Annotated in this window: 17 protein-coding genes; 4 read left to right on the top strand and 13 right to left on the bottom strand. The window is 63.5% G+C overall.

Annotation, left to right across the window (positions count from 1 at the left end; genetic code table 11):
* On the top strand, positions 1-1,350 hold a 1,350-nt coding region (locus JQM66_RS08020; RefSeq protein ID WP_235229360.1), incomplete at its 5' end, for a SpoIIE family protein phosphatase.
* 63 nt (positions 1,351-1,413) lie between these two features.
* Complete coding sequence (locus JQM66_RS08025) at positions 1,414-1,686, top strand: hypothetical protein (protein ID WP_235229361.1); 273 nt, start codon at positions 1,414-1,416, stop codon at positions 1,684-1,686.
* Between the two features lie 42 nt (positions 1,687-1,728).
* Here JQM66_RS08025 and JQM66_RS08030 read toward each other — a convergent pair whose 3' ends face one another.
* Entirely contained in the window at positions 1,729-1,995 is a 267-nt protein-coding gene (locus JQM66_RS08030) for a hypothetical protein (protein WP_235229362.1), read from the bottom strand.
* A gap of 122 nt (positions 1,996-2,117) precedes the next feature.
* Between JQM66_RS08030 and JQM66_RS08035 the strand changes: the two genes are divergently transcribed.
* On the top strand, positions 2,118-2,369 hold the full coding sequence (locus JQM66_RS08035; protein WP_235229363.1) for a helix-turn-helix domain-containing protein: 252 nt from the start codon (positions 2,118-2,120) through the stop codon (positions 2,367-2,369).
* A 27-nt stretch (positions 2,370-2,396) separates the two neighbouring features.
* On the opposite strand, the gene ribF is transcribed toward JQM66_RS08035, so the two are convergent.
* The 12 genes from ribF to JQM66_RS08095 all read right to left on the bottom strand — a co-directional run bounded on the left by ribF (position 2,397) and on the right by JQM66_RS08095 (position 14,029).
* Positions 2,397-3,302, bottom strand: a complete 906-nt coding sequence (gene ribF / locus JQM66_RS08040) for a riboflavin biosynthesis protein RibF (protein WP_235229364.1) — start codon at positions 3,300-3,302, stop codon at positions 2,397-2,399.
* A 5-nt stretch (positions 3,303-3,307) separates the two neighbouring features.
* Positions 3,308-4,174: a tRNA pseudouridine(55) synthase TruB gene (truB, locus tag JQM66_RS08045; RefSeq protein WP_235229365.1), complete on the bottom strand. Its 867-nt coding sequence runs from the start codon at positions 4,172-4,174 to the stop codon at positions 3,308-3,310.
* Between the two features lie 215 nt (positions 4,175-4,389).
* Positions 4,390-5,346: a DHH family phosphoesterase gene (locus JQM66_RS08050; protein WP_235229366.1), complete on the bottom strand. Its 957-nt coding sequence runs from the start codon at positions 5,344-5,346 to the stop codon at positions 4,390-4,392.
* Positions 5,347-5,349: 3 nt separating this feature from the next.
* Positions 5,350-5,742, bottom strand: coding sequence for a 30S ribosome-binding factor RbfA (gene rbfA / locus JQM66_RS08055; protein ID WP_235229367.1), 393 nt, complete (start codon positions 5,740-5,742; stop codon positions 5,350-5,352).
* A gap of 1,003 nt (positions 5,743-6,745) precedes the next feature.
* Positions 6,746-9,130 (bottom strand): translation initiation factor IF-2, encoded by a 2,385-nt coding sequence (infB, locus tag JQM66_RS08060; protein ID WP_235229368.1) that lies wholly within the window; start codon positions 9,128-9,130, stop codon positions 6,746-6,748.
* Between the two features lie 41 nt (positions 9,131-9,171).
* Entirely contained in the window at positions 9,172-9,852 is a 681-nt protein-coding gene (locus JQM66_RS08065; RefSeq protein WP_235229369.1) for a L7Ae/L30e/S12e/Gadd45 family ribosomal protein, read from the bottom strand.
* Entirely contained in the window at positions 9,842-10,120 is a 279-nt protein-coding gene (gene rnpM / locus JQM66_RS08070; RefSeq protein ID WP_235229370.1) for an RNase P modulator RnpM, read from the bottom strand. The genes JQM66_RS08065 and rnpM overlap by 11 nt, the downstream gene beginning before the upstream one ends.
* Positions 10,121-10,141: 21 nt before the next feature.
* Positions 10,142-11,290: a transcription termination factor NusA gene (gene nusA / locus JQM66_RS08075; protein ID WP_235229371.1), complete on the bottom strand. Its 1,149-nt coding sequence runs from the start codon at positions 11,288-11,290 to the stop codon at positions 10,142-10,144.
* A gap of 136 nt (positions 11,291-11,426) precedes the next feature.
* Entirely contained in the window at positions 11,427-11,888 is a 462-nt protein-coding gene (locus JQM66_RS08080) for a ribosome maturation factor RimP (RefSeq protein ID WP_235229372.1), read from the bottom strand.
* A gap of 218 nt (positions 11,889-12,106) precedes the next feature.
* Positions 12,107-12,916, bottom strand: coding sequence for a metal ABC transporter permease (locus JQM66_RS08085; RefSeq protein WP_235229373.1), 810 nt, complete (start codon positions 12,914-12,916; stop codon positions 12,107-12,109).
* The gene (locus JQM66_RS08090) at positions 12,913-13,626 is read right to left on the bottom strand and encodes a metal ABC transporter ATP-binding protein (protein WP_235229374.1); all 714 of its coding nucleotides are present in this window, start codon (positions 13,624-13,626) and stop codon (positions 12,913-12,915) included. Before JQM66_RS08090 ends, JQM66_RS08085 begins: the two co-directional genes overlap by 4 nt.
* A complete protein-coding gene (locus JQM66_RS08095; protein WP_235229375.1) occupies positions 13,613-14,029 on the bottom strand; it encodes a Fur family transcriptional regulator in 417 nt (138 codons plus the stop codon). Before JQM66_RS08095 ends, JQM66_RS08090 begins: the two co-directional genes overlap by 14 nt.
* A gap of 160 nt (positions 14,030-14,189) precedes the next feature.
* Here JQM66_RS08095 and JQM66_RS08100 point away from each other — a divergent pair, with 160 nt between their 5' ends.
* The gene (locus JQM66_RS08100) at positions 14,190-15,104 is read left to right on the top strand and encodes a sugar phosphate nucleotidyltransferase (protein ID WP_235229376.1); all 915 of its coding nucleotides are present in this window, start codon (positions 14,190-14,192) and stop codon (positions 15,102-15,104) included.
* Positions 15,105-15,207 lie beyond the last annotated feature (103 nt).

The following is a 15,207-nucleotide window of genomic DNA, read 5'->3' on the forward strand; positions in this document are numbered from 1 at the left end:
GGCTGGGCGAAGGGATCGCTGGCGGGGAGCCGCCAGGGGTGTCGGCGCGTGGGGGCGGCCGGGGCCTTTCTGGCCGCAGCCATGGCGGCTCTGCTGCCCGCCAGCGATCCCTTCGCCCAGCCTCTGCTGATGGAATCCATCCTGGGGATGCTGCTGTTTCTGATGCTGCCGGGCAGGCTGTTCGGCGGCAAGCGGATCAAGCGGGCGGAAAAGGCGGACTCTCCCGGTGCTGCCCAACTGAAGGAACGGCTCACCAAGGCGGCAGGGGCCCTGCGGGACCTGTACGACAGCATGGGCCGCAGCACCCCCCGGTCCACGGAGGAGAACCCCGCCATCGTCTTTGACCGGGCGGCGGAAAAGGTCTGCCGGGGCTGCGCCCTGTGCGACCTCTGCTGGCAGCGGGAGTACACCGGCACCTTCAACGCCCTCAACGACGCCACCCCCAACCTGCTGGAGCGGGGCCGGGCCCTGGCCAAGGACTTTCCCCGGTACTTTGCGGACCGGTGCATCCACCTGCCGGACTTTCTGACGGCGGTGAACGGGGAGCTGTCCGCCTTCCTTCTGCGGCGGCAATACCGGCGGCAGCTGGAGGAGACCCGCCGCAGCGCCCGCGGTCAGTATGCCCAGCTCAGCGAGCTTTTGACCGCCACGGCGGCGGGACTGGGGGAGACGGTCCCCGCTTCCGGCACGGCTCAGCCCCCCTGCCGGGTGGGGGCGGCCCTGCGGCCCAAGGAAGGGGAGACGGTCTGCGGGGACACGGTGGTGTCCTTTCAGCGGGAGCGGGGAGATTGGTGCCTGCTGCTGGCGGACGGCATGGGCAGCGGGGAACCCGCCCGCAAGGAATCAGCCCTCACCTGCCGCCTGCTGCGGCAGTTTCTGGAGGCTGGGATCGAGCCGGAGGCAGCCCTCAAGACCCTGAATGCTGCCATGGCCCTCCGGGGGGCGGAGACCGGCAGCTTCACCACCATCGACCTCTGCGTCTTCGACCCGGCCGGGTCGGAGGCGGCCTTCTACAAGTATGGCGCAGCCCCCAGCTACCTGAAAAAGGGCGGCGCCGTGCGGCGGGTCACCGGCGGCAGCCTGCCGGCGGGCCTGCGGGGGACCCCGGCACCCCCGGACGTGACCCGTATCCGGTTGGAGCCAGGCAGCTTTGTGGTTATGGTCAGCGACGGCGTGGCGGACCCGGGCCGGGACGACTGGCTCCAGGACCTGCTGGCGGGCTGGGAGGGGGAGGACCCCCAGACCCTGGCGGGGCTCATCCTGGCGGAGAGCATCCGCCGGGAGCATCTGCAGGACGACTGCGGCATCCAGGTGCTGTACCGGCCCCTGCCCGGTGAAAAAATGGTGTGAGTGTGGTATAGACCGGCGCCCGGCGCGGAAAAATGGAAGTATCAACATCAGGAGGCAGGGACTATGGTGAAAGGTATTTCCAGACGGGTCGTGGTGGTGGATTCCCCGGACCAGAGGTTTTTCGAGCAGGCCATCTTCATCGTGCGGAACGACGCCGCCGGGGAGGGGGTCACCTCCAAGGAGCTGGTGGAGGAGGCCCGGCGGGTGGCCCGCAATTACGCCGGGGGGGACCACGGACGGTTCAGTCGGGTCTGGCGGGAACTGAGCCCGGCGGTCTACACGCTGATGGGCGCTGGGTGCATCGGGCTGGTGTGGCTCATCGCGGCACTGGCCTGAGGGAGAACAGGGAAACGCCGCAGGCAAATGCCTGCGGCGTTTTCAGCTGAAATCGTGGCGGGGGACGGTGGTGTAGCCCAGCAGTTCCAGAATGCGGATGATCTCGTCGATGCAGGCAAAGTCCCCGGTATCCGCCCGCAAAGCGGCGGCGATGGCGTCCAGGGCGTTCGCCTGGGCAGACTGCTGATGCTGGGCCAGCGCCTCCCAGACAGCCGGATCGTGGTCCGGGGTCACGGAGAAGGAGAGGTCCACGCCGCAGTCCAGCATGGCTTTGGCGATCAGTTGGAGAAAAAGCTGTACGGAAGTCATAAAAACGCTCCTTTATATAACAATGACAGATTAAAAATTAACCAGCAGTTCAGGTCAATTATAGTGCCATTATTACATAAAATAACCTCATTGACAAGTACAACAGGTCAAATGAGGTGTCTATGTATAAGACAAAAGGCCCGGATGGACGATTGAATATCTGCGGTATGAACATTGCGAGGCTCCGGACTGCCATGGTTCCGAAATGTTCACAGCGTGCCTTTGCGGATAAATTGCAACTGTTGGGCATCAATATCACAAAAAATGCGATACAGTGCATTGAAAGCGGGAATCGCTTTGTAACAGATATCGAGTTGAAAGCAATCGCCAAAGCGCTGGAGGTCCCCGTGGAGGAACTTTTGAAGGAAGAATAAAAGGACGGCATCAGCCGTCCTTTTTATTTATTCCAGCTCCGCCAGACACCGGCGGGTGGTCTCCGCGTCCCGCATGATCTGGGCCTTCAGAGCGTCCAGAGAGTCAAAGCGGACTTCGTCCCGGATGTGCTTCAAAAACTCCACCCGGACCGTCTGGCCGTAGAGGTCCCCATCAAAGTCCAAAATCCAGGCCTCCACCGTCACATCGGTGCCGTTGTTCACAGTGGGCCGGGTGCCCACGTTGGTGACGGCGGGGTGGCTGGCACCGTCGGGCAGCACCACCCGGGTGGCGTAGACGCCGTGGCTGGGCACCAGCACATGGGGCGGGGCCACCAGGTTGACGGTAGGGATGCCGATGGTGTGGCCGATGCGGCGGCCGTGGCGGACCTCCTGGGTCAGCACATGGGGATGCCCCAGGAAGGCATTGGCCCGCTCGATCTGCCCCAGCTCCACCAGCCGGCGGATGTAAGTGGAGCTGACGGTGATGCCGCCCACCTCCACCTTGGGGATGATGTCGCAGCCCAGACCCAGCTCGGCGCATTTCTGGACCAGCAGCTCGGGAGAGCCCTGGTTCTTGTGGCCGAAGTGGTGGTCGTGGCCCGCCACCAGATGGACGGCGTGATACCGCTTCACCAGGATCTCTGTGACGAAATCGTCCCAGGCGGTGGTCCGCATCTCGTCGTCAAAGGGGACCATGAGGACCTCCCGGATGCCGTACAGGCGGCGCACCAGGTCCTTCCGGTCCTCCGGAGAGTTGATGAGGGGGCAGGGAATGCCGGTGACCACCTCTTTTGGCACCCGGTCAAAGGTGAATACCGCGGGGGCGGCGCCCCGGGCGGCGGCCACCTCCACCGTGCGCCGCAGCAGGGCGGCGTGGCCCAGATGGACTCCGTCAAAGAAGCCCAGGGCAATGACTTTTTCCTTCGTGGACATATCGTTTACGCTCCAAAGAAGTTCTTGATGGATGTGAGCGTGCCGTTTTCGGCACGGGAGAGACAGAGAAATTCACCGTTCTGGCCACAGACTCGGTAGGTCCCGTCCGGGGTTCCCGGCATGGTGATGGGATTGCCGCAGCGGACCCGCTTCTCCTTTTTCTCCGAGGAGAGGGTCAGCACCGGATGCTCCGCAAACAGGCTGTCCGTGGGCCGCAGCAGGGCCTCGCCCTGGGCCTGCACGTCCTCCAGAGTGACGGCCTGGTCCAGGGTGAAGCCAGCCACCATGGTCCGGCGCAGGGAGTATAGGGTGCCGCCGCAGCCCAGGACCTGGCCGATGTCGTGGCAGAGGGTGCGGATGTAGGTGCCCTTGGAGCACACGCAGCGGAACGTATAGTCCGTTTCGCTGACCTGCTCCAGAAGCTCCAGCTCATAGATGGTGATGCTCCGGGGCTTCCGCTCCACCTCCTTGCCCTTACGGGCCAGATCGTAGAGCTTCTGACCATTGATCTTGATGGCGGAGTACATGGGGGGAATTTGCTGAATGTCTCCCAGGAAGCGCCCAAGGGCGGCTTCCACGTCAGACCGGGAGGCGGTGACGGGATGGGTCTCCAGGGTCTCGCCGCTGGTGTCCTGGGTGTTGGTCACCTGGCCCAGCCGCAGCCCCGCCACGTATTCCTTCCGGCTGTTTTCCGCAAATTCCACAGCCCGGGTGGCCTGTCCCACGAATACCGGCAGCACGCCGGTGGCCATGGGGTCCAGGGTGCCGCCGTGGCCCACCCGCTTTTCCCGCAGGATGCCCCGCAGCTTGGCGCAGACGTCCATGCTGGTCCAACCGGCGGGCTTGTCGATGATGACGATGCCGTTAGGCATAGGAACGCACCCCCTTTCCTCGCGGCACAGCCCAGCGAAGCGGGTGTGCTGCGAAAAGGAGGAGTCGCCCGCCCGGATAAGCCGAATCGTTTCCGATTCGGCGTTCCCTCAGGGCGAACTCCGATGCGGTCCAGCCGGCGGGCTTGTCGATAATGATGATCCCATGAGGCATTGGGGAGTTCTCCTTTGTTGGGAATATCCTCCGACTGGGGGACTTATCTCGTAAAATCCGGCACGTTTTGAGCGATGGCCGCCAGAACCCGGTCCCGGCAGTCGGCCCAGGGGCCTTCGATGGTGGCGCCCGCAGCAGCCCGGTGGCCGCCGCCGCCCATCACCCGGCAGACCTCCGTGGCGTTGACCCGGTCTCCGGTGCGGAGGGACAGCTTCCACACGTCCGGCTGCAGCTCCCGCATGGTGACGGCGCAGTCCACACCCTGGATCTGACCGCCTAGGGCGCTGAGGTCCTCGGCGTCGCTCTCGGTAGCCTGGACCCGTTCCATCAGGGAGATGGGCACGGACAGAATGGCGACACGGTCACGGTCATAGAATTCCATCGAATCCAGCATGGCGCCCTCCAGCTGCATCCGCTTGCGGGTCTTGGTGCGGAAAAAGACCTTGTTGACGGTTTTATAGTCAATGCCGGTCTGCATGAGGGCTGCCGCCACCGCGTGGGTCTGGGGGGTGGTGTTGGCGTAGGCGAAGCAGCCGGTGTCCGTGGACACGGCCACATACAGGGGCAGGGCCATCTCGGGCGTGATGGGGCCCAGGGCCGCCAGAATGTCGTACATCAGCTCGCCGCAGGCGGCGGCCTCAGGGCGGACGATGTTGGCCTTGCCGAAGTGCTCAAAGGAGGGGTGGTGGTCGATGGCCAGGTCCACCCGTCCGATATAGGGCTTGGCATTGTCGGGGAACAGGCCCACGGTGGCGATGTCCGTGGACACCACCTTGTCCGGAAAGAAGCCGTCAGGGGCGGCGTAGGAGATGAAATAGGGGGCGGTGGTGTCCGTCAGGCCCGGGTTGGGCAGGAGATACGCAGTCTTGCCCAGGGCCCGCAGGCCGGCGCACAGGGCGGCGGCGCAGCCCACGGTGTCGCCGTCGGGGCGGATGTGGGTGAGAATGAGGATGTTGTCAAAGGTCCGCAGCGCTTCTGCGGTCTCGGAGACGGTCAGCATGGCTCACTCCTCCTCGGGCAGGACGGCGTCGTTGTCGGGGTTCACGGGCTTCACCTTGTCCGGGTCCCGCAGGACCTCCAGAATGTGGGCGCCGTACTGGATGGAGTCGTCGCCGATGAACTGCAGCTCCGGGGTGTAGCGCAGCTGCAGGGCGCGGCCCAGCTCCCGGCGCAGGAAGCCGGAGGCGGACTTGAGGCCCTTCAGCACGTCCTTTTCCTGGTTCTTGTCCAGAACGCTGACATAGACCCGGGCGTAGCGCAGGTCGCCGGTGGTGTCCACCCGGGTGATGGAGACCATGCCCACCTGGGACACGCGGGGGTCCTTCAGATGGCGGAGCTGGTCGGCCAGCTCCCGCTGGATCTCTTCGTTGATACGGCCAATTCGATTGCTGGGCATAGGGAAGTACCTCCTTTTGGGTCCCCTGGCAGGGGACGGGGGAATGCGCCGCTTGGCGGCGCGGGAAGTTGAACCCCCCCATTTCTCTTTTTGAAGCGTCAAAAAGAGAAACGGGCCGTTCACGGTCCAAAGAGAAAAACGCTTGGGTGGTCAAATCGACATGTTTATGTCGATTTGACCGCAAAACGGGAGTCGCCGCAGTTGGTGCGGCGGAGAACTGCGGGTTTGTGCCGGGTGCGCCCCACATCGGTGGAACAGAGAGCTCTGCCGCCGCAGCTGGGACTTCCGGTGTGCTTTCGGGGCGGTTGACGAATGGAGCTGCTCCGATTTCTACACTCAGCGCTGTCCTGGCATGCAGCCAAAGTCTGCCAAGCAACAGGCGAGATACTTTAGCAACTACTCACTTTTTTGCATTTACCTGCCGATATGATTTGTAGGGGCGGCTATCAGCCGCCCGTGCAGGGTAACCGCTTTCGAAAAACGAAGGGGCGGCGACGCGGTCGCCGCCCCTTTATCCTTTGCGGTTATATGGCTTTTATCAGAGAAATACAGTGGAAAAGGACTTATCTGGGGATCTCCTCCATGGTGAAGCCCTCAATGACATCCCCTGTTCCCATGAAACCGGGGGGTTCATGGGGTCCCATCGGACATCCTCGGCAGGCAAAGCCCGCCTGCGGCAAGGCTTTGCCGCGAAGCGTCAAAACGCTTGGACGCGCTGATGCGCGGCGCCGCCTTGCGGCTCAGGAAGGCGACCGGAGAAAGACGCAGGTCCTGGAAAAGGGCTTATCTGGGAATCTCCTCCATGGTGAAGCCCTCGATGATATCCCCTGTTCCCATGAAAACAGAGTTTTCATGGGGTCCCATCGGACATCCTCGGCAGGCAAAGCCCGCCTGCGGCAAGGTTTTGCCGCAAAGCGTCAAAACGCTTGGACGCGCTGATGCGCGGAGCCGCCTTGCGGCTCAGGAAGGCGACCGGAGAAAGACGCAGGTCCTGGAAAAGGACTTATCTGGGGATTTCCTCCATGGTGAAGCCCTCAATAATATCCCCTTCCTTGATGTCGTTGAACTTCTCAATGGTCAGGCCGCATTCGAAGCGCTGGACGACTTCCTTGGCGTCATCCTTGAACCGCTTCAGGGAGGCCAGGCTGCCCTCGTGGATCACGATGCCGTCCCGGACCACGCGGACGGAGCAGGCGCGGACGATCTTGCCATCCTGGACGTAGCAGCCGGCCACGGTGCCCACGCCGGAGACCTTGTAGGTCTGGCGGACCTCGGCGTGGCCCAGGACCACTTCCCGGAACTGGGGCGCCAGCATGCCCTTCATGGCGGCCTCGATCTCGTCAATGGCGTCGTAAATGACCCGGTACATCCGCATATCCACGTTCTGGCGGACGGCGCTCTCACGGGCGGCGGCGTCGGGACGGACGTTGAAGCCAACAATGATGGCATTGGAGGAGGCGGCCAGCATGACGTCGGACTCGTTGATGGCGCCCACGCCGCCGTGGATGACACGGACGTTGACCTCGTCGTTGGAGAGCTTCTCCAGAGAGGCTTTCACGGCTTCCACGGAGCCCTGGACGTCGGCCTTGACGATCAGGGCCAGCTCCTTGCGCTCACCGGCCTGGATCTGGTCGAACAGGTTCTCCAGGGATACCTTCTGGGTGGGAGCCAGGGACTTGGCCTTCTCCTCGGCCTTGCGCTGCTCCACCAGCTCGCGGGCCATGCGCTCGTCGGCCACGGCGAAGAAGGGGCTGCCGCCGATGGGGGCCTCGCTGAGGCCCGCAATCTCCACGGGGACGGAGGGACCGGCCTCAGTCAGACGGGTGCCCTTGTAATCCAGCATGGTGCGGACACGGCCCACGGCGGTGCCGGCGATGATGATATCGCCCTGCTTCAGCGTACCGTTCTGCACCAGCAGCGTGGCCACGGGGCCGCGGCCCTTGTCCAGACGGGACTCGATGACGGTGCCCTGACCGGCCCGGTTGGGGTTGGCCTTCAGCTCCTGGATCTCGGCCAGCAGCACCAGGTTCTCCAGCAGGTTGTCGATGCCGATGTTCTTCTTGGCGGAAATCTTGCAGACGATGGTCTCGCCGCCCCACTCCTCGGGCACCAGACCGTGCTCGGTCAGCTGCTGCATGACGCGGTCGGGGTTGGCGTTTTCCTTGTCGATCTTGTTGACGGCCACGATGATGGGGATGTTGGCGGCCTTGGCGTGGTTGATGGACTCGATGGTCTGGGGCATGATGCCGTCGTCCGCCGCCACCATCAGGATGGCGATATCGGTGACCATGGCGCCGCGGGCGCGCATGGAGGTGAAGGCCTCGTGGCCCGGGGTGTCCAGGAAGGTGATGGACTTGCCGTTGATCTGCGTCTGATAGGCGCCGATGTGCTGGGTGATGCCGCCGGCCTCGCCCGCAGCCACGGAGGTGTTGCGGATGGTGTCCAGCAGGGAGGTCTTGCCGTGGTCGACGTGGCCCATGACCACCACCACGGGAGCGCGGGGGAGCAGGTCCTCGGCCTTGTCCTCGGAGACGTCGATCAGCTTCTCCTCAATGGTGACCACCACTTCCTTCTCCACCTTGCAGCCCATCTCCTCGGCGATGATGGCGGCGGTGTCGAAGTCGATGATCTGGCTGAGGGAGGCCATGATGCCGTTCTTCATCAGGCACTTGACCACCTCGGCGCCGGTCTTCTTCATGCGGGAGGCCAGCTCGCCAACGGAAATCTCGTCGGGGATCTGGACCTTCACGGGGGCCTTCTTGGCGATCTCCAGCTGCAGCTTGCGCATCTTCTCAGCCTCGTCCTGACGGCGCTTGTTGGAGAAGGTCATGTTGCCCTTGCGCTGGTTGTTGCGGAACTTCTCCTTGCCGCCCTTCTGCTGCATCCGCTGACCGCGCTCGCCGCCCAGATCCTCCAGGCGCTCGTCGTACTTGGCCAGGTTCACGTCGCCGCCCTTGCGGGTGTCCACGATCTTCTTCTGGGGGACACGGGTGGTGGGCTGCTGCACGGGCTGCTTCGCCGCCTCGGCAGGCTTCTGTGCGCCCTGCTGGGGAGCGGCCTTGGGAGCAGGTTTGGCCTGCTGCGCGGGCTGCTTGCCGGGAGCGGACTTGGCGGTCTGGTTCTGAGCCACCTGCTGGGGAGCGGGAGCAGCCTGGGGAGCGGGCTTGGGCTGCTCCTTGGGCTGGGTGTCGGCGTAGATCACCTGGATGCCGGACACCTGGTTGTGCTGGGTCAGATAGTCGAAAATGACGGACAGCTCATGGTCCGACAGGACCTGCATGTGGTTCTTGGGCGCGGCCACATACTTGGTCAAAATCTCGGTAATGGTCTTGGTGGGCAGGCCGAAGTCCTTAGCCACCTCATGGACCCTGTATTTCTCAATAGCCAATCAAAACACCTCATTTTTGGGGGATTTATATATCAATGGGATCAGGTTTCCTGCTTGCGGAAGGAGCCCTTGCCCTTTTTCACCGGGCGGCTGTGGGCGTAAGGGTTGTATGCGCTCCGGGACTTGGGACGGTTGCCCTTGGAGGGCCGGGACTTGCCGGGGCCGGGACGGCCGGTCCGGGGCTTTCCGGCGGCGGGAGCGGTCCTGGTGTCCTTCCGGGCGGCGGGCTTTGCGGGAGCGGCCTGTTTGGGCGCCGCCTTTTCGGGCACCGCCTGTTCGGGGACCTCCTTTTTCGGCTTGCGCTTACCGGTGCGGAGGTTCTTCTCATGGGCCAGTTGCTCGGCCCGCCGCTCGGCGGCCCGTTTGGCCTTCAGCTCCAGCTTGGCGGCGGCCTCGTCATACTTGACGGGGTCCAGCTCCGCTAGACGGTGGACGATGGTGTTGGCAAGGCCGATGTCCGTCACCGCTGTGACGGCGGCGGAGGAACGGCCCACGGCCCGGCCCAGCTCCGCCTTGGTGAAGGGGACCCGGAGCCACAGGCACTGGCCTGCCTCGGCGAAGTGCTCCACCCGGCGGCGGGTGTTGTCCGCCGCGTCGGAGGCCAGCAGCAGCACACGGGCGTCTCTGGCCCGGGCCACGGCCTCCACGGGCTCCTCGCCTACGGCCAGGTTCCCGCCCCGCAGGGCCAGACCCAGCAGGGAGAGGATACGGTTACTGTCCATCCGCACCTCGCAGTTCCGCCTCCATGGCGTCGTAGACCTCGGGGGGAATGGCGGTCTCAAAGGCCCGCTCCAGCGCCCGGGTCTTCCGGGCCTTTTTCAGGCACTCCACGTCGTGGCACACATAGGCGCCCCGGCCGGGCTTTTTGCCGCCGAAGTCCAGGCTGACGGCTCCCTCCGGGGAGCGGACCACCCGCAGCAGCGCCTTTTTATCTTTCATTTCCCGGCAGCCAACACACTGCCGCTGGGGAATTTTTTTCACTTTCGGCATGGCTCAACCGCCTTTCCGCAATTATTCGGTGACCTCGTCCAGGATCTCCACGTTGTCCTCGTCCACACCCTCCTCGGGGTCCTTGTAGCTCTGGGGCTTGATGTCGATCTTGTAGCCGGTGAGGCGGGCGGCCAGGCGGGCGTTCTGGCCCTCCTTGCCGATGGCCAGGGACAGCTGATCGTCGGGCACGATCACGCGGCAGGCCTTGCCCTCGTCGGCCATCCACACGTCCACCACGTCGGCGGGAGCCAGGGCGGCGGCGATGAAGGCGGCGGGGTCCTCGCTGTACTTGATGATGTCGATCTTCTCGCCCCGCAGCTCGTCGACGATGTTGGCCACCCGCTGGCCCTTGGGGCCCACGCAGGCGCCGATGGGGTCCACGTTCTCGTCGTTGCTCCAGACGGCCATCTTGGTGCGGCTGCCGGCCTCCCGGGCGATGGACTTCACCTCTACGGTGCCGTCATAGATTTCAGGCACCTCCAGCTCAAACAGGCGCTTGACCAGGCCGGGATGGGTGCGGGAGATCAAAATCTGGGGCCCGCGGGTGGAGCGGCGGACGTCCACCACATAGACCTTTACATGCATGCCCTCGGACAAAACCTCGCCGGGGACCTGCTCGCCGGCCATCAGCAGGGCTTCGGTGGCCTCGGTGCCGGTGCCGATGCGCAGGGACACGTTGCCGTTGCGGGGGTCCATGCGGGTCACCACGCCGGTGAGGATCTCATGCTGCTTGCTGTTGAACTCGTCGTACACCATGCCCCGCTCGGCCTCCCGGAGGCCCTGGATGATGACCTGCTTGCCGTTGCCGGCGGCGATGCGGCCGAACTCGGTGTTGTCCACGGGGATATTCACGATGTCGCCGATCTCATACTTGGCGGAGAGGGCCTTGGCCTCGGCCAGGGTCATCTCGTTGGCGGGGTCCACATAGTCCTCCTCGTCCACCACGTTCTTCTGGACGAACATCTTCAGGGTCTGGTGCTCCTCGTCCACGTCCACGATCACGTTCTCCACGCCGTCGTGGTCCCGCTTGTAGGCGGTGGTGATGGCCTGGATGATCTTCTCCATCATAAAGGTCTGGGGGATGCCGCGCTCCTTCTCCAGCAGAGCCAGGGCGGCGAAGATCTCCGCGGGGTTCATACCAACGGGTTCCTTCTGTTTTTTGCCTCTCATTGTCTGATTCTCCTTATTCTTTTTTCAAATACGTCTTTTCCTGACGGGGATTGGTTGATTGGGGCGGGGGAGCCCTCCCCCTCATCCGGCCCCTGCGGGGCCACCTTCCCCACGGGGGAAGGCTGAAAGGAGTGGATTAGAATTCCACCCGCAGGCGGACCAGGGCCACGTCCTTCTTGCCGAAGGTCATGTCCTCCTTGCCCACGGTGACGGTCACGTCGCCGGTGGCCTCATCATAGGCGGCCAGGGTGCCGGCGAATTCCTTCCGGCCGTCCAGGTTCCGGTACAGCTTCACCAGCACGGGGCTGCCCAGATAGCGCTGAAAATCGGAGGGGCGCTTCAAAGCCCGCTCGGCGCCGGCAGAGCCCACCTCCAGGGTGTAGCTGCCCTCAATGGGGTCCACCTCGTCCAGCAGGTCGCTGAGCTTGCGGGAGATGGCCTCGCAGTCCAGGATGTCCACGCCGCCCTCCTTGTCCAGCAGCACCCGCAGATACCAGGTGCCGGCCTCCTTGACGTACTCCACGTCCCAGAGGGTGCAGCCCTGCTCCGCAATGGCGGGAGCGGCCAGCTCGGCGGTCAGTTCCGTGATCTTCTTCATGGAAAAACCTCACTTCATTTGACAGATTTTTCAAGTTTTAGGCAGTCAAAAATGACCAACAAAAAGAGCGGACCTTTGGGTCCACTCCGCAGCTTACTCTTTCTAACATACGCAATATATCACAGTTTACTCTCAAGCGCAAGGGGTTTTCCACTTTTTTATTAAAATAAGTAGGCAAAAAGCAGATAAAACAGGCCGGCGGATGCCGGCCTGCTGGCTTAACGATGGAGAAAGCGGAAGAGACAGGAGAGAAGGAACAGGGTCAGGTTGGCGGCCACCACCGTGGCGCCCACCGGGGTGGAGAAGGCGAAGGAGATGGTCAGGCCCGTACAGAAGCAGACCACCGATGTGACGGCGGCACAGACCACCACACCCCGGAAGCTGCGGAACAGCCGCATGGCCGTCAGGGCCGGGAAGATCACCAGGGAGGAGATCAGCATGGCGCCCATCATCCGCATGCCCAGCACGATGGTCAGGGCCGTCAGGATGGCCAGCAGGGTGTTGTACCGGCTGACCTTCAATCCGGTGGCCCGGGAGAAGTTCTCGTCAAAGGTGATGGCGAAGAGTTTGTGGTAGAACAGGATGAACAGCACCAGCACGGCGGCGCACAGCGCCACGGCCAGGGCCACGTCCGTCTTTGTCATGGCCAGCACGCTGCCGAACATGTAGTTGTCCACGTCGGTGGTCATGCCGGTGGTCAGGGAGATCACCAGAATGCCCACGGCCAGGGAGGAGGCGCTCATGACAGCGATGGCGGCGTCACTGTTCCAGCGGGGGTTGTCCGCCACCCGCAGCAGCAGAAAGGCCGCCAGGATCACCACCGGGATGGAGAACCACAGGGGCGTCACCCCCAGAGCCACGGCAATGGCCAGGGCACCGAAGGACACGTGGCTCAGGCCGTCGCCGATCATGGAGTACCGCTTCAATACCAGGGACACGCCCAGCAGCGCGGCGCACAGACTCACCAGCACCCCGGCGATCAGGGCCCGCTGCATGAAGGGGTAGGAAAACATCTGCAGAATGTTCATGGCTGCTCCTCCCGGAAACGGCGACCCATGGGGGAGGCCAGGTATTCGGCGGGCGTCCCCAGGAAGGTCCCCCGGCGGCCGATGTGCAGCACCGTCCGGGCACTGCGGAGGGCGGCTTTCAGGTCATGGGTGACCATGACCACCGCCATGCCCTCTTTTTCATTCAGATAGGCCAGGGTTTTGTAGAGGTCCTGGGCGGCGGCGGGGTCCAGGCCGGTGATGGGCTCATCCAGGATCAGCAGGCGGCTGGCGGCGCACAGGGCCCGGGCCAGCAGCACCCGCTGCTGCTGTCCGCCGGACAGGTCCCGGTAGCTCTGGTCCTTCAGCTCCAGAATGCCCAGCTTGCCCATGTTCATCAGGGCCTCGGACTTCTGGGCCGAGGTGTAGAAAAACCGCATGCCCTTCCGGTTCAGACAGCCGGACAGCACCACCTCAAACACGGTGGCGGGGAAGTCCTTCTGTGCCTTTGTCTGCTGGGGCAGATACCCCACGGCCCCCTTTTCCAGCTCCGATGCCCGCCGGATCGTGCCGGACTGGGGCGCGATCAGCCCCAGCAGCCCCCGCAGCAGGGTGGACTTGCCGGAGCCGTTGTCCCCCACGATGCAGAGGTAGTCCCCTGCCCGGATGGTCAGGTCCAGGCCCGTCAGCACGCTCTGCCCCTCGTAGCCCAGGGAGACGTTTTCGCAGACGATCAGTTCATTGCAGCTCACAGGCGGCCTCCTTTTCCTCGCAGGACCGGCACCGGCCGGTCAGAATGGTCCGGCGGGGGTCGATGCGGAAGTGGTGCTGCTGCTCCAGATGCCGGTACAGTTCCTCCAGATGGCTGCAGTCCAGATGGACCATGCGGCCGCAGGATTCGCACCGCAGCAGAAAGCAGCCGTGGTCTGCCTCGGGATGGGGGCAGAACTGGAAAAAGGCGCCCTCCTCCGTGTGGACCTTATGGACCCGGCCGGCGGCCTCCAGCTTTTCCAGCTGGCGGTAGATGGTGGCCAGCCCCACCGGGCAGCCCTCCCGGCGCAGGTCCTCCGCCAGCTGGTTGGCGGAGAGGGCCTCCTCCGCCCGCTGCTCCAGACAGCGGAGGATGGCCTGATGCTGTTTTGTAGTATATGCCATAACATGCCTCGTCAAAAATGAAATTGAGAATCGTTTTCATATTATAGCCGAACGTGAAAAAAAGTCAAGAGCGGTTGCAAACCTGACTCAAATGGGGTAAGGTAGAGACAGGAAAACCTGTTGCGTAAACATACGTGAAAAACGATAGGAGATCAATACAATGAAAGTTTCACTGGTCATCATGGCCGCGGGACTGGGCTCCCGCTACGGCGGCAGCAAGCAGGTGGACGGCATCGGCCCCAACCATGAGATTTTAATGGAGTACTCCATCCACGACGCCCTGCGGGCGGGCTTCAACAAAGTGGTGTTCATCATCAAGCCGGAGATGGAGGAGATGATGGAGCGGCTCTGCGGCTACCTGCGGAACAAGACTGCGAAGGACGGCAGCCCCGTGGAGGTGGCCTACGCCTTCCAGGACTTCTCCTCCGTGCCGGACTTTTACCGCATCCCTGCGGAGCGGACCAAGCCCTTTGGCACGGTCCATGCCCTGCTGTGCGCGGCGGACGTGGTGGACGGTCCCTGCTGTGTCATCAACGCCGATGACTATTATGGCATCGACGCCTACCGGACCATGTACGAGGCCCTGACTGACCTGCCTGCCGACGGCCAGGCCGTCATGGTGGGGTATCTGCTGAAAAACACCGCCAGCCTTCACGGCACCGTGTCCCGGGGCGTCTGCACCGTGGAGAACGGCAAACTGCGGAGCGTCCGGGAGGCCCTGAAGATCCAGCTGTATCCCGACGGAACGCTGCGTGATTTGGCGGAGGACCGGGAGCTGAGCCCGGAGACCATCGTCTCCATGAATTTCTGGGGCTTTGCCCCCTCCATCTTCCCGGCTTTGAAGGAGTATTTCGAGGACTTCCTGCAGAACGAGGCGGGGGACAACATCAAGGCGGAGTGCCTGCTGCCCGTGATGGTGGACCACCAGATGCAGGCGGGAAAGCTGGAGGTCACCGTCCTCCACTCCGCCGACAAGTGGTTTGGCATGACGTATCAGGAGGACCGGGCCACCGTGGCGGCGGAGCTGAAAAAGCTCCACGACAGCGGCGCCTATCCCGAAAGCCTGCGGGCATGAGGCTGTGAGAATGGAAAAACACGGGCGGCTGTGGCCGCCCGTGTTTTTTTGGAGCGGCATGCCCGGAAAATATTTGTCGGTTTCCATAAAAAATGCCGCCAAA

Source organism: Oscillibacter valericigenes, assembly GCF_021531915.1.
GTDB lineage: Bacteria > Bacillota > Clostridia > Oscillospirales > Oscillospiraceae > Oscillibacter > Oscillibacter valericigenes_A.